Consider the following 13,982-nt stretch of genomic DNA (forward strand, 5'->3'; position numbering starts at 1 on the left):
CTCACACCAAACATCAAAGGATACTAGCGTTTCTGGTACAAGCTCTTACGGGCAAACTTTGGATCACTGGTTACTAGCACACCTAGGTTTCTAAAAATAGCCTCGTCAACAGAGCCTAAAATCGTCGTCGTGTGCACATCGCAACCGCGTAGATTCTTCAATTCATCAAGAGCCCGGCGCGCTTGATCATTGGTAGATGCCGATACCGACAAAGCGATTAGTACCTCATCGGTATGCAGGCGCGGATTGAGGCTTCCTAGGTGATCTACTTTCAACGTTTGAATTGGTTCGATAGCGCTAGGGGAGAGCAATAGTTCTCCGTCATCAATACCAGCTAGGTGTTTTAAGGCATTCAGTAGCATTGCTGCCGAGCAACCTAAAAGTTCGGAAGTACGCCCAGTAATAATTGGGCCATCACTGAGTTTAATAGCTGATGCTGGTGCGCCGGTAGCTTCTTCCTTGGCACGTGCCGGAGCAATCACGCTACGATCTGCCACTTGGATACCAGCTTTAGCCATCACCACGGCAGCACGCTCAGATTGAGTGGCGTCTAATCCGCCACGTGCTTCGTCGACAAGCTCTTTGAAATAGCGGCGGATAATTTCCTGGTTGGCCGCCTCGCGGCATACTTGATCGTCGGTAATGCACTTTCCGGCCATATTTACTCCCATATCAGTAGGCGATTGATATGGGGTAGTACCGGTTAGTCGTTCCAGCAAGGTTTTTAGTAGGGGGAATGCTTCTACATCGCGGTTGTAATTAACCGTTGACTGTCCGTAGGCGCTGAGGTGGAAGTGGTCGATCACATTGGCATCGTTAAGGTCCACGGTGGCGGCTTCGTAAGCAAGATTAACCGGATGCTCTAGTGGCAAATTCCAAATTGGGAAGGTCTCGAATTTAGCATAGCCGGCATTAATGCCACGTTGATGCTCGTGATACACCTGGCTGAGACAAGTAGCTAGTTTTCCTGATCCAGGCCCTGGTGCAGTAACAACAACTAGATCTCGAGTGGTCTCAGCGTATTCATTGCGCCCCAAACCTTCCTCGGAAACAATAAGATCCATATTGGTGGGGTAGCCAGGAATAACTCGATGACGAGCAACTTTTAGTCCTAGGCGTTCTAGTCGATTTTTAAAGGCAATTGCTCGCGTATTTTCATCATCCATCTGAGTGAGCACTACGTGCTCTACCAAAAAGCCTCGATCACGGAATACATCAACAAGACGCAGCACATCGTCTTCATAAGAAATACCTAGATCGGCACGAATTTTATGTCGCTCTAAATCTTTGGCGTTAATACAGACTAAGATTTCGACCTCGTCGCGGATTTGTTCCAGCATGGCAATTTTATTGTCTGGGGTAAATCCGGGTAGAACACGGGAGGCATGCATATCGTCGAAAAGCTTGCCACCCATTTCGAGATAGAGCTTGCCACCTATCTCTTCGCGCCGAGCCTTAATATGCTGGGATTGCATCTCGATATATTGTCCACGGTCAAAACCGATCTTATTAACCATGGAATTTAAGCATACAACCTTCAGCTACTCATCGGCATCATTACAGCATATAACCGGTTTTCAGCAGAATTGCTGCCCTAATATTTTTTGCTTTTCGACGTTTTACCCACCCATCTTTTAAATCAGGTAAAGAAAAAGCCACCCGAAGGCGGCTTGTTTCTATTGGTATTGTGCTAAAGAACTAAGCATCTTGTTCATCTTGACCAGAAATTACCACGGCCAAACCAAGATCATCGGCACCGTCGAGTTCATTACGCTCAATATCACCCTTGGCGAACTTATTAATCACCATGGCAATAGCACCATCACCAGTAACGTTGCAGGCGGTACCGAAGGAATCGATGGCGATGTAGGCAGCAATCATCAGGGCAACTTGATCGTCACTGAAACCAAGGTTAGCACTAAGCAAACCAACGGCAGCCATAATTGCGCCACCAGGAACACCAGGAGCAGCAACCATGGTCACACCCAGCATAAGGATGAAGCCAGCAGCGACGCTAAGCGGAATCTCCATGCCATCCATAAACATAATGGCGAAGGCGAACAAGGTGATCTTCAGCATGGATCCAGATAGGTGAATCGTGGCGCATAGCGGAACCACGAAACCGGCTACCGACTGCGATACCCCATTTTTACGAGCACACTCATAGGTGATCGGAATGGTTGCTGCCGAAGAGGAGGTACCTAGTGCGGTGAAGTAGGCCGGCATCATATTCTTTAATGCCACAAATGGGTTCTTGCCTGTAAATGCCCCAGCGATAAAGAACTGCACAATCAGAACAACGAAGCTCATCAGGATTGCTAAAACGAGTACTTTAGCGAAAGCCGATAGCGTATCAACCAAGTTGCCGTTCATGCCTAACGACAAGAACATGCCGAAGATATACACCGGCAACAGCGGCACAATAAAGCCAGTAATCACCTTCATTACAATGCGACGTAAATCTGTCACGCTGGCAAATAAGGTGTCAGATTTAACGTTTGTCATGGTTACGCCAATCACGAAAGCCAGAATAAGTGCTGTCATGACACTTACCGGGGCTGGCATTTCCACCGTAAGATATGGCATTAGTGCACCTGCTTCAACATCACTGATATTGACTGAACTTTGAGCAGCAAGCAACCAAGGGTATATCGTGGCTGCCACCAACCAGGAAAGAAGCCCGGCAAGCAATGCCGATACATAAGCAATAGCGGTTGTACCAGCCAGCCACTTACCTGCACCACGTCCCAGTCCTGCAATGGCGGGAGTAATCAACGCAAAAATAAGCACTGGCACAAAGAGGCCAAGGAAGTTTCCAAAAAGACCATTAAAGGTCACAAAAATACGTGCCACAGAATCTGAGAGGAAAAAACTACAAATAATTCCCAAGATAATGGCGACAATGATTCTAAACAGCAGCGACGAAGAGAGTCGTTTCATGTCCATGTATATTCCTTAGAGGAGACGACGCCAGCCAAACGCGTTGAGCATAACGCTGACCCGCTTAACCGTTGTTTGCTTCTGTCCACTTGCGTGGGTTAGCACCTAATCTATCCTCTTTTAACGATTTCTCATATTTCTATCGAGCGCTTAAATTTCTCACCTGGTGAACAAAACCGTCTAGCGGCATTTTTATAGTTTCACGTGAAACCTTACTGTGGGGTATTTCATCTCTTTTAGGAAGCGTTATTTCCCACACTGAGGCCATATTATGCTTCCATTTTTTACTTTTCGACGATTTTTTCTCATTGCATACGAATGCCTTTAGCCGTCTTCTTAGACCACTTATCTAAAAAGAGATTCCCACAATGTGGGATAGCGAAAAGGTTTGTTGCTAATAGAAAATAACTAAAACCAGCCCCATCTCACCGATACCAGAAGAGCACAGTTTTTAAGAAAAATATTTCTCCGTCATAGGCATTAAAGTGGTAACCATGATTCTAGGCAGCATCCTTCTTATTTTTGCACTCACACTTATTGTGATTGGTGTTTTAGCATGGACAAAGAAACTTCCAGGCAACTCCATAATTGGACTTCGGATACCAGAAGTACGTGCTTCTCAAGAAAATTGGCAAGCTGCCCACCAAATTGCTGGTCCATTATGGATCGTCAGCGGAATCTCCCTTGTTATTGGTGCACTCATAGCATTTATTGCTACCGGATGGATGTGGCTTATTGTTGCCTTTAGCATCATTGCCAGTGTGGTGTTTTTGAGTCTCGGCGCTAATTTTGGCGCTCGCACCATTTCTATTGTGGAAGCACATGAAAAAAACCTCTCCGCTTCTACGAAAGAAACAACCTCCGAAGTTAGCGAACCCGCAACCCCTGAAATTACCGCTCCCGCACCACAGGTAGATCTTGCCGCAGTGCGACGTGCTGCCCAAGAATCAGATGAATGAAAATAATTAATTTTCTTACCCAGCCGCATTAAAAACTATCTCGGTGAGCAGCTTAAATGCCATGTAATCCTGCACACTATTAGGATTAATATAACCGGAGATCACAAAAATATTTTGCAAAAATAGCTTTGCGGAAACTAAACTAACGCACTATGTATAAAACTATGAGTAACTGGTGGTGGCGCGCGTAATCGCGAGCCACTGTTATTGTACTCATATATTCCGGCTCGCCGATGCTTTTCTTTGAAGAAGCAGCGAGCCTTTTTCTATAGGTACTGGACTTCTAAGATAAGAATCAGCGAGCTTAGCTAAGAAAGCCGTGCCGATAATGACGATTATTGTAACCCGACCAAATACCTCAACTGCACACAGCGAAGTTGGTGTGTAATGAGCACCTACTTTTTTACTGGTCACCGCAGCGTGCGTTATCACGAGAATACCTCGTCACTTTTTCATGCCCTCGGGGGAATAGATCGTTGCGATACCGTGCTGCTAGAAAGTTCTGATATTGCATCAAAAAAGAACACCACTTCAATTTGCGTTCTCAAAGCTGCCCTACGAGTGAGCTGTCATGGCCACGATGTTGAAGCCGTAGCTTTAACTAGCGTAGGAAAACTTATTCTTAAACAGTTATGCACACAGCTTTTCCACTACCTTATTGTGGACAATGAAAATGAAATAGAAGCCGAAAAAGCAGTTTTTCGATTCCCTATATCGCAAGCCGCTGATGAACGTGAACGCTTACAAGCTCCCAGCAATATTGAAGTTTTACGTGCGTTACAACATGACGCAGGTTATAGCAGTAAGAGTCTTCCTTTTATCGCCGGTGGTTTTGCTTTTGATTATCTGGAAACTTTTGAAAACCTGCCGGCAGTAGAAACCGCAGCCAACATTTATCCTGATTATCAATTTGTGGTCGCCGAGCACTTGTTAAAAGTGGATCATTTAAACGCCACCTCCACCCTAGAAATACTCGCAAATTCAGCAGAAGCACTCGAAAATGAATTGAGTACCTTGAGTGAAAAGATTGCACACAATATTTATGAAAATACTGCTTCCAACCCATCTACAAACGTCGATAATCCCGAGACGCTGAAGGTTACTGCCGATATATCCGATGCAGAGTTTCGTAAGCAAGTCGCTGCCTTACAAGAAGAGATTCGTCGTGGAGAGATCTACCAAGTAGTCCCAGCACGTACATTTAGTGCTTACTGTCCTGACTCTTTTGCTGCCTATCAAATGCTGCGTGCAAGCAATCCATCACCATATATGTTTTACCTGCGTGGGGTTATTAATGATCGCAACTATGAACTTATCGGAGCATCACCGGAATCTAATCTAAAATTCGATGCATCGACCCGAAAGATACAGCTTTATCCCATTGCTGGCACCCGTCCGCGTGGTTTAAATCCAGATGGCAGCGTTAATCATGAACTAGATATTCGTGCCGAGCTAGAAATGCGCACCAATACTAAAGAAATTGCCGAACATACCATGCTGGTTGATTTGGCCCGCAATGATCTTGCCCGCGTAGCTGTTCCCGCAACTCGGCGCGTCACCGATTTATTACAGGTAGACCGCTATTCGCGAGTAATGCACCTAGTATCGCGTGTTACTGCAACTCTACACAAAGATTTCGATGCTCTCGATGCTTATCGTGCATGTATGAATATGGGAACACTAACTGGCGCACCTAAATTGCGTGCAATGGAATTGTTACGTGGCGTCGAAAAGCATCGACGCGGTTCCTATGGTGGGGCAGTGGGATATTTAGCTGGTGATGGATCAATGGATACCTGCATTGTTATTCGATCTGCTTTTATTGTTGATCAAAAAGCGGTAGTACAAACCGGTGCGGGTGTGGTTCGGGATTCTCAACCACAAGCCGAAGCCGATGAGACCGTGCATAAAGCCTATGCAGTTCTGCACGCCCTAGCAACAGCACAAAATAAAACAGTTTCGGTGGTGCGATAATGTCTCGCAATGATATTCATGTAGTGCTTATTGATAACCGTGATTCCTTTGTATACAACTTAGTTGATGCTTTTGCCGTCGCCGGCTACCGTTGTACCGTCTTTCGCAACAATGTCACAGTGACAAAAGTATTGGAAGCCCAACCTAGCCTCATTTGTCTCTCTCCAGGACCCGGCCATCCTCAAGATGCCGGTTATATGATGGAAATTATTAACGCAACCATCGGTCGTATTCCCTTGCTTGGAATCTGCCTCGGCTTCCAGGCATTACTCGAACACTTCGGTGGCACTGTCGAACCCTGCGGACCAGTACATGGCACAACCGATATTATGCGATTAACTACCGCCGGATGCACTTCACCCATCTTTACTGATTTGCGTATCGACGCTAACCCGGAAAACAATTTTCGTGGCAACCAAGTTCCTATTGCTCGGTACCATTCACTGGGATGTACCAGTTCTCCTTCAGAGTTTATTGATCTTGCCTATTGCGATTCTGAAATAGGAGAGGTGGTCATGGCAGCCGAACTAGACCGAGAAAAAATACCTACTATAAGTGATGGTATTGATGCTGTGGATGCCATTGCTGGTGCTATTGGATTGCAATTTCACCCAGAATCAGTACTTTCACCGACCGGACCAATTATTCTCGACCGCTGTATTGACCAACTATTATCCACCATATCCAGCAAAGGCTGACCCATGGACTCTTTAACTCAAACTCGTTTTATTCGCTTTTTAGATAATCCAACACCTACTACCGAAGAAGTTATCGAAGTTTTTCAACCATTGGCAGCAGGGGAATACGATCCAGTACATACCGCAGCACTACTTGCGACTATTCGAACTCGCGGTGAAACCAAAGCTGATCTCAGTGGAGTAGCCCAGGCCTTCTTAGCGGTAGCACGCCCTTTTCCGGTAACCGGACAGGGAATTATTGATACCGCTGGCACTGGGGGAGATGGGCTGAACACTATTAATATCACCACGGGTGCTTCAATGATTGCCGCCGCAGCAGGCCAAAAGGTTATTAAATGTGGCAATCGTTCAGTAAGTTCTCGTTCGGGTTCGGCCGATGTTTTAGAAGCGCTCGGCATTCCACTTACCTTGGACTGCGATGCCGCGGTGCGTCAGCTAGATAATACTCATTTCACTTTTCTTTTTGCTCCTGCCTACCACCCAGCAGTTGCACATGTAGTACCTGTACGACAAGCATTGAAGGTTCCCACAATTTTTAACACCATGGGCCCGATTCTTTCGCCGGTGCGCCCAGAGTATCAGATCATGGGGATTGCTAATCCTCAACTAGGACAAACTATTGCGGAGGTATTTCGCGATTTGGGTCGTCGTCGTGCACTAGTGATCCATGGTTCTGGGATGGATGAAATTGCTTTGCATGGTGCCACTACAATATGGGAACTCAATGAGCACGGCGAGATCAGCCACTTTGAGATCACCCCGGAATCACTCGGACTGAACACCTATCCGCTTCATGAGCTCACCGGTGGTAGCGCTGCCGAAAATGCCGAAATGTTACGAAAAACTTTCGCCGGACATGGTACACCCGCACATCGGGACGCCCTTGCAGCCTCAGCAGGTGCCATCTTTTATGTTCATGGTCGCACTGATTCAATAAAAGAAGGTGTTGAGCTTGCTCTCGATTTACTTAGCGACGGCACCGTCGACCAATGGTTAACCGCCCAGGAAGGAGCACTATATAATGCATAAACTTCCCACTGTTTTAGAAGAAATTGTTTCTTCTCGTCGCCAACATCTTGCTGAGATTCAGCAACGAATTGCCCATGTTGATCGTGCACAACTACCAGCATCAACACGTTCCCTGTATCAAAATCTCCGCGCCAACAATAAGCCACACTTCATTATGGAGTGTAAATCGGCTTCACCATCGCTTGGGTTAATCCGTAAGCACTATCAGCCCGGTGATATTGCGCGTATTTATTCACAGTATGCGGCAGGCATTTCAGTTCTTTGCGAACCAGAGCGTTTCGGTGGAGATTATGATCATCTAGCCACGGTGGCTAGTTCTACGCATCTTCCGGTATTGTGTAAAGACTTTATTATCGACGATATTCAGATTTATGCAGCTCGGTATTTTGGCGCCGACGCCATTTTACTTATGCTCAGTGTGCTTGATGATGCTACCTATACGCGTCTTGCCACCCTTGCGCATTCACTAGGATTAGATATCCTCACCGAAGTTATTAACAAGAAGGAAGTGGAAAGAGCAATTGCTCTTGGCGCAACAATTGTCGGAATTAATCATCGCAATCTGCACGATCTTAGTATTGATCTTTCTCGCTCAGGTGAGCTTGCCCAACTGCTACCCAAAGAGACAGTAGTTATTGCCGAATCAGGTATTCGTGATAACGCAACTGTGCGAGCACTGTCCGGATATGTTGATGGTTTTTTAGTAGGTTCCCAATTAACCAGTCAGCCCGATATTGATCGCGCTGTTCGCAAATTGATCTACGGTACCACTAAAATCTGTGGACTTACCTCCGACTCGGCCGCCCAAGTCGCTCGTGCAGTAGGCGCGATCTATGGCGGTCTCATTTTTGAGGAAGCATCTCCTCGCAATGTTTCACGTGAAACATCGCAAAAAATCATCGCCGCGGAACCTGGACTCGACTACGTAGCAGTGAGTCGTCGCACTAAAAATTGGCATGAACTTATCCAGCCCGGCATTGTTGCTATTCAAGTCCATGCCCCTTATCAAGGCAGTCTAGAAAAAGAACAAGCACTTATCACACAGGTACGTTCCGAGGTAGATACAGAAGTGGAACTATGGCGCGCATTATCTTTTGACAGCTTTCATGATCCTGCCATAATCGCCAGCAGCCTGCTTGATAGCGTCGATAAGCTCGTGCTCGATAATGGTGCCGGCGGGACAGGAAAGAGCTTCAATTGGTCACACATTCCGGCAGATCTAGCCCCACATATTCTACTTGCCGGCGGTATTGGTATTGACAATATTGATGCCGCACTCGCCATTGGAGCTGCCGGAGTAGATATTAATTCTGGCGTAGAGTACCCCAATCAACCCGGTTATAAAGATGCCGGTGCCATTCACCGTCTCTTTTCTCACATAAGACGCTTCCACAAGTAAAGGATTCTCATGACTCAGTCACAGTCTAAAACCTTATTGCCCGCTTACTTTGGCGAGTTTGGCGGTCAGTTTGTTCCCGAATCACTCATACCCGCACTCGATCAACTTGAGCAAGCCTTTGTTGATGCACAAAACGATCCCAGTTTCCACGAAGAACTTGCCGGTTACCTTCATGATTATCTTGGTCGTCCCACACCGCTCACCGAGTGTTCCAACCTACCACTCGACGGACAGGGGAGGGGATATGCACGTATCTTTTTGAAACGAGAAGATCTAGTTCACGGTGGAGCACACAAAACCAACCAGGTTATTGGCCAAGTGCTACTTGCAAAACGAATGGGTAAAAAACGGATTATCGCCGAAACCGGAGCTGGCCAACACGGCACCGCAACCGCACTTGCTTGCGCGCTACTTAATTTAGAATGTGTCATTTATATGGGCGTGAAAGATGTAGAACGCCAGCAACCCAACGTTTATCGCATGCAACTCATGGGCGCAACAGTTGTGCCGGTAGATTCTGGTTCTGGCACTCTTAAAGATGCCGTGAATGAGGCACTGCGTGATTGGACTGCTACCTTCCACGAGTCCCATTATCTATTGGGTACTGCAGCCGGACCGCATCCTTTCCCAACCATCGTTAAAGAGTTTCATCGCATTATTTCTACTGAAGCAAAAGCACAATTACAAGAACGTATCGGTGGGCTTCCCGATGTAGTCGTTGCCTGTGTTGGTGGCGGATCAAATGCAATTGGTATTTTTGCCGACTTTATCGACGAGCCAAGCGTAGAACTTATTGGCGCCGAACCCGGCGGCGCTGGTTTAGATTCCGGTCAACACGGCGCAACCATCAATAATGGCACAGTAGGTATTCTTCATGGCGCGCGCAGTTATCTTATGCGCACCAGCGATGGACAGGTTGAGGAAAGCTATTCTATTTCTGCCGGTTTGGATTATCCCGGTGTTGGTCCCGAACATGCCCATCTTGCCGCTACCGGCCGAGCACGTTATGTGGCGATCACCGATGCTGAGGCACTCGCTGCCTTCCAACTACTTAACCGCAAAGAAGGAATTCTGCCGGCTTTGGAATCTTCACACGCATTTGCGTATGCCCTCAAACGTGCTGCGCTCGCCGAGGAAAACAAGGAGCACATCACCATTGTGGTTTCGCTTTCTGGTCGCGGCGATAAAGATGTCGATCATGTGCGTGCCACGCTCGATAACGACCCAACACTGATTCTCAAGGATTAACATGACTCGCTACCAAGAACTTTTTGCTCGCCTCACACAATCCGATGAAGGCGCTTTCGTCCCCTTCATTATGCTCGGCGATCCCAGTGAAAAAGACAGCCTGACAATCATCGAAACGCTTATCGACGCCGGAGCCGATGCCTTAGAAATCGGTGTTCCATTCTCCGATCCGGTAGCTGATGGTCCAACTATTCAGCGCTCTCATTTACGTGCCTTAGCACATGGAGCTACCGTTGATAGCAGCCTAAAGTTAGTGCGAAAAATCCGCGAACGTTTTCCTGAGATCCCCATTGGCATGTTGATTTATGGCAATATCGCATTTACTCGCGGACTAGATAATTTTTATGCCGCGTTTGCTCACGCTGGTGCCGATAGCATTTTGCTACCCGATGTTCCGGTACGAGAGGCAGAACCTTTTGTTGCTGCTGCTAAAAAAGCTGCCATCGACCCTATTTTTATTGCACCGGCACGTGCAGGCGAGGAAACTTTAGCTCAGGTTGCGGCTCATTCACGTGGTTATATTTATGCTATTTCTCGTGATGGGGTAACTGGTACCGAGCGTGCTTCCAAGACAACAGGTTTAAGTGACGTGGTGGATGGTATCAAGCGTTTCGACGGCGCACCAATTCTGTTAGGTTTTGGTATTTCTCAACCAGAACATGTTCGTGATGCATTGGCTGCTGGTGCAGCTGGCGCTATTACTGGTTCAGCGATTACCTCAATTATCGAATCACACTGCCAAGGGGAGTACCCTGAGCTTTCAATAATTAGTGATATGCCAGCGCTTCAAAAAGAGTTAAGCAACTATGTACGCGCAATGAAGGCTGCAACCAAAAAATAAGTTTTTCATTCTTGAACATCGAAACACCACGGATATAACGTCGTGGTGTTTTCTGTAAATTAGATTAGATATGCTCTAACAACAGTTTTATACGCTAACCAAGCGTTAAAACGTGCAAGCATCTAGTATTTCTGTTTTTTGTTCCAGGAATCTTTGTTCTGCGTCCGTGCACTATATACAAAGAAATAAACGACTAGCCAAATTACGCTAGCAATAACTATCGAGCCCAAAATAGCTAGTGCCATGATTGCTAGAGATGCTCCATCAGAAAATATCCCAGATGCCCAAAGACCAATAAGAGACATTACCTGGGCAATAGCAAAACCTAGAATAATTTGTTTTCTACTCATTTTTCTTATTCTTTCGCATCGTCAAAAAACAACTTTAAACACCAGAATAAGCTTATACGTTTTCTACGACTATCACAGTGAACTAAGCTGATCTCAAGACACAGCACTTTTCTTACTAGCGTGGGAAAGTTAGTATCCACAACAACCGCCAGATACCTTATAAAAACTAAAGGTTGTTTTCCATGCACACACCACAGCACAAGGGCTATACTAAAAACCCAAAACCCTTACGTGTTCTCCAAAAAGGAAAACACGTAAGGGCCCTCACAACAAGTAACGAAAAAATCAGTAACTAGCTCTAAAAACACCCCAAATGTTTTTAAACTTTACTAGCTAGCAACTTCACATACTCAGAAGCAGAAGTTAGATACCCTGCTTCTTTTCTGCATAAAGGCGACGCAAAGCCTCATCTGCCTGGAACTGATAATCCTCAGCCTGAGGATCATTTTCTGCACGTAGTACACGAGCAGCCTCGCTAGCCCAGTTATAGTAGTTGCACAGATCATGCTGGTTTTCACCAAAAGTCTCATGGCACCACTGAGTCGAGCGTGGTTCTGGCGAATAGGTAGCAGCCTGTGCAGAAGTAATCGCTGCAGCAGCACCTGCTAACATGGTTGCGCCTGCAATAGTGAGGGTAATCTTGCGAATCTTCAAGATGGAACTCTTTCTGAGTAGGAGTGGAAAAAATTAGTGTGAATGCATCTGATCAATGCACTTAGAAATTTACACTTCTTTTTAAAAAACTAAAAGTAACCTAATAGATTCCTTTTTCAAACCTGAGATTTTTTGTCACTTTTTGATATTCCATAGCAACAGTGTGCAACCCCAGGCTTTATATAGCTATATGTTTACACAGGTAGAATGGGTAATTTTTAATATTATTTCGTTCGGTTATTTTATGTAGGTTACAGAACTTATTATGAGTGGAAAATGGCACAATCTTTTGTTTCCAGGGTTTATTTTCTCTATTTTCTTAAAATTTGGGCTTCTTTTATCTGCATAAATTCCACTCCAGAAAAAACTGTCCTATGCCAAATAAAGGATTTTCACTCACTGCGACCACCCATTCTCGCCCTAACCGTTTTTTATTGACCGCTTACCCATAGTATGAAATCATGAGCGAAAAACTAGCGAGTATAGAAAAAGTGCTACGACCTCTAGCCAATGAAGCAAATGCAGCACAAATGAAAGCCTATTTGCGCAATCGCTATGATTTTCTGGGCATTAAAACACCCGATCGTCGCAAAGCGGTGAAAGAACTTTTTCGTCAATGGAAAAATGAACCTTTCGACGTTAACTATGTAGAAGCTTCTTGGCAGATGCCACAGCGGGAGTTTCATAGTGTCGCTATCGACTATATTCGTGCCCGGAAAGATCTAACCACCACCCACATTCCATGGCTGGGTTCTCTTGTTACCCGCAATTCTTGGTGGGACAGTGTCGATGCCTTAGCCAAGCCAATAGGAGAGATTGCTACCAAAGAACAAATGCTTAAGTGGTCACAGGAAGAAAATATTTGGCTGCGTCGAGTAAGTATTATCCATCAGCTAGGTTTTAAGCAGAAAACTAATACTGAGTTACTTCAAGCCATTATTACCCAAAACCTTGACACCAAAGAATTCTTTATTAATAAAGCAATCGGTTGGGCATTACGGGATTATGCCCGAACCAATCCACAATGGGTAATTAATTTTGTTGAGAAATATAGTGATGTGTTAGCACCGCTAAGTATCCGAGAGGCCTTGCGATCACTTCCATCTCACCAATCTCCACTATCGCAATAGGAATTTACTGCAAGAACTTCAGATTTTTAAAGCTACTTATTTCGATATATTAGTTTGGACTACTTAAATATCTACAACTCTTATAGGCCGCTTTCAACATAGTGTGTTGCATCTATATATAACCCACTAGGGGACTAGTTACTAGCAGTAAACGAATTTCTATCCGTTTTTGCCTCCCATTAAAAAGCTGGGGAATGCACAATATTTAAATAACAGTGACAAAAATACTTCAAGACCCTCTCGTGCCCATAAATTATAAAAATATTTTCGCAAGCAATGAGAACTCAATCAGACGGTTGAATTTTTTACCCACAACTGTCGTTTATAAATATGACATGTCATACTTATGCTATGTCTGAGTCACCCATGTGCAGCCGCAGAATGTTTCTTCTAGGAACAGCAACAACTTTTGCTGGCGCGCTTCTTACCGCCTGTGGTGGCGAAAACCCACCGACAACTGTTGCCGCCGATGATGTTCCAGTTGGTGGTGCCATTATCGTCGATAGTTTTATTATTGCTCAGCCCACAGCAGGGGAGTACAAAGCCTATTCCACTGCCTGCACCCACCAAAATGGTGTGATTGACCGCATTGAAGGACAAGTAGCAATTTGTCCTAAGCATAATTCACATTTTTCTACCGTCGATGGTTCAGTTATCGAAGGTCTCGCTCGCGACCCGCTGATTGCCAAAACCATAACCCATGACGGCGATACTCTTGAACTAAGCTAACTACAATCACGAGCTAGCCCACATTGAACTA

At 45.6% G+C, this 13,982-nt stretch carries 13 protein-coding genes; 9 read left to right on the forward strand and 4 right to left on the reverse strand.

The window, feature by feature from the left end:
• Nucleotides 1-23: 23 nt before the first annotated feature.
• Together UL82_RS10380 and UL82_RS10385 are read right to left on the reverse strand one after the other, a co-directional pair.
• On the reverse strand, nucleotides 24-1,517 hold the full coding sequence (locus tag UL82_RS10380; RefSeq protein ID WP_046440920.1) for a DUF1846 domain-containing protein: 1,494 nt from the start codon (nucleotides 1,515-1,517) through the stop codon (nucleotides 24-26).
• A gap of 181 nt (nucleotides 1,518-1,698) precedes the next feature.
• On the reverse strand, nucleotides 1,699-2,946 hold the full coding sequence (locus UL82_RS10385) for a dicarboxylate/amino acid:cation symporter (RefSeq protein WP_046440921.1): 1,248 nt from the start codon (nucleotides 2,944-2,946) through the stop codon (nucleotides 1,699-1,701).
• Nucleotides 2,947-3,434: 488 nt separating this feature from the next.
• Between UL82_RS10385 and UL82_RS10390 the strand changes: the two genes are divergently transcribed.
• The 7 genes from UL82_RS10390 to trpA all read left to right on the forward strand — a co-directional run bounded on the left by UL82_RS10390 (nucleotide 3,435) and on the right by trpA (nucleotide 11,088).
• On the forward strand, nucleotides 3,435-3,899 hold the full coding sequence (locus UL82_RS10390; protein ID WP_046440923.1) for an SdpI family protein: 465 nt from the start codon (nucleotides 3,435-3,437) through the stop codon (nucleotides 3,897-3,899).
• A 387-nt stretch (nucleotides 3,900-4,286) separates the two neighbouring features.
• Nucleotides 4,287-5,873, forward strand: a complete 1,587-nt coding sequence (locus UL82_RS10395; protein ID WP_046440925.1) for an anthranilate synthase component 1 — start codon at nucleotides 4,287-4,289, stop codon at nucleotides 5,871-5,873.
• The gene (locus UL82_RS10400; protein WP_046440927.1) at nucleotides 5,873-6,571 is read left to right on the forward strand and encodes an anthranilate synthase component II; all 699 of its coding nucleotides are present in this window, start codon (nucleotides 5,873-5,875) and stop codon (nucleotides 6,569-6,571) included. Before UL82_RS10395 ends, UL82_RS10400 begins: the two co-directional genes overlap by 1 nt.
• A 3-nt stretch (nucleotides 6,572-6,574) precedes the next feature.
• The gene (gene trpD / locus UL82_RS10405; RefSeq protein WP_046440929.1) at nucleotides 6,575-7,600 is read left to right on the forward strand and encodes an anthranilate phosphoribosyltransferase; all 1,026 of its coding nucleotides are present in this window, start codon (nucleotides 6,575-6,577) and stop codon (nucleotides 7,598-7,600) included.
• Complete coding sequence (gene trpCF / locus UL82_RS10410; protein ID WP_046440930.1) at nucleotides 7,593-8,999, forward strand: bifunctional indole-3-glycerol-phosphate synthase TrpC/phosphoribosylanthranilate isomerase TrpF; 1,407 nt, start codon at nucleotides 7,593-7,595, stop codon at nucleotides 8,997-8,999. The genes trpD and trpCF overlap by 8 nt, the downstream gene beginning before the upstream one ends.
• A 9-nt stretch (nucleotides 9,000-9,008) precedes the next feature.
• Nucleotides 9,009-10,247, forward strand: a complete 1,239-nt coding sequence (trpB, locus tag UL82_RS10415) for a tryptophan synthase subunit beta (RefSeq protein ID WP_046440932.1) — start codon at nucleotides 9,009-9,011, stop codon at nucleotides 10,245-10,247.
• A 1-nt stretch (nucleotide 10,248) separates the two neighbouring features.
• The gene (trpA, locus tag UL82_RS10420; protein WP_046440934.1) at nucleotides 10,249-11,088 is read left to right on the forward strand and encodes a tryptophan synthase subunit alpha; all 840 of its coding nucleotides are present in this window, start codon (nucleotides 10,249-10,251) and stop codon (nucleotides 11,086-11,088) included.
• Nucleotides 11,089-11,210: 122 nt separating this feature from the next.
• Here the strand turns inward: trpA and UL82_RS10425 are convergent, their stop codons facing one another.
• Both UL82_RS10425 and UL82_RS10430 read right to left on the reverse strand, forming a co-directional pair.
• Complete coding sequence (locus tag UL82_RS10425) at nucleotides 11,211-11,438, reverse strand: hypothetical protein (protein ID WP_046440936.1); 228 nt, start codon at nucleotides 11,436-11,438, stop codon at nucleotides 11,211-11,213.
• A 363-nt stretch (nucleotides 11,439-11,801) separates the two neighbouring features.
• Entirely contained in the window at nucleotides 11,802-12,092 is a 291-nt protein-coding gene (locus UL82_RS10430) for a hypothetical protein (protein WP_046440937.1), read from the reverse strand.
• 461 nt (nucleotides 12,093-12,553) lie between these two features.
• Here UL82_RS10430 and UL82_RS10435 point away from each other — a divergent pair, with 461 nt between their 5' ends.
• Nucleotides 12,554-13,222 (forward strand): DNA alkylation repair protein, encoded by a 669-nt coding sequence (locus UL82_RS10435; protein WP_046440939.1) that lies wholly within the window; start codon nucleotides 12,554-12,556, stop codon nucleotides 13,220-13,222.
• A 351-nt stretch (nucleotides 13,223-13,573) separates the two neighbouring features.
• Nucleotides 13,574-13,951, forward strand: a complete 378-nt coding sequence (locus UL82_RS10440; RefSeq protein ID WP_046440941.1) for a Rieske (2Fe-2S) protein — start codon at nucleotides 13,574-13,576, stop codon at nucleotides 13,949-13,951.
• The last annotated feature ends 31 nt before the right edge of the window (nucleotides 13,952-13,982 follow it).

The sequence above is a fragment of the Corynebacterium kutscheri genome, from assembly GCF_000980835.1.
GTDB classification, from domain to species: domain Bacteria; phylum Actinomycetota; class Actinomycetes; order Mycobacteriales; family Mycobacteriaceae; genus Corynebacterium; species Corynebacterium kutscheri.

What these genes read in the sequence shown, in the direction of transcription:
- trpA (WP_046440934.1), top strand. Translation starts at nt 10,249, where the DNA reads ATGACTCGCTACCAAGAACTTTTTGCTCGCCTCACACAATCCGATGAA.
- trpB (WP_046440932.1), top strand. Translation starts at nt 9,009, where the DNA reads ATGACTCAGTCACAGTCTAAAACCTTATTGCCCGCTTACTTTGGCGAG.
- UL82_RS10395 (WP_046440925.1), top strand. Translation starts at nt 4,287, where the DNA reads ATGAGCACCTACTTTTTTACTGGTCACCGCAGCGTGCGTTATCACGAG.
- trpCF (WP_046440930.1), top strand. Translation starts at nt 7,593, where the DNA reads ATGCATAAACTTCCCACTGTTTTAGAAGAAATTGTTTCTTCTCGTCGC.
- UL82_RS10425 (WP_046440936.1), bottom strand. Translation starts at nt 11,438, where the DNA reads ATGAGTAGAAAACAAATTATTCTAGGTTTTGCTATTGCCCAGGTAATG.
- UL82_RS10435 (WP_046440939.1), top strand. Translation starts at nt 12,554, where the DNA reads ATGAGCGAAAAACTAGCGAGTATAGAAAAAGTGCTACGACCTCTAGCC.
- UL82_RS10380 (WP_046440920.1), bottom strand. Translation starts at nt 1,517, where the DNA reads ATGGTTAATAAGATCGGTTTTGACCGTGGACAATATATCGAGATGCAA.
- UL82_RS10390 (WP_046440923.1), top strand. Translation starts at nt 3,435, where the DNA reads ATGATTCTAGGCAGCATCCTTCTTATTTTTGCACTCACACTTATTGTG.
- UL82_RS10440 (WP_046440941.1), top strand. Translation starts at nt 13,574, where the DNA reads ATGTCTGAGTCACCCATGTGCAGCCGCAGAATGTTTCTTCTAGGAACA.
- UL82_RS10385 (WP_046440921.1), bottom strand. Translation starts at nt 2,946, where the DNA reads ATGGACATGAAACGACTCTCTTCGTCGCTGCTGTTTAGAATCATTGTC.
- UL82_RS10400 (WP_046440927.1), top strand. Translation starts at nt 5,873, where the DNA reads ATGTCTCGCAATGATATTCATGTAGTGCTTATTGATAACCGTGATTCC.
- trpD (WP_046440929.1), top strand. Translation starts at nt 6,575, where the DNA reads ATGGACTCTTTAACTCAAACTCGTTTTATTCGCTTTTTAGATAATCCA.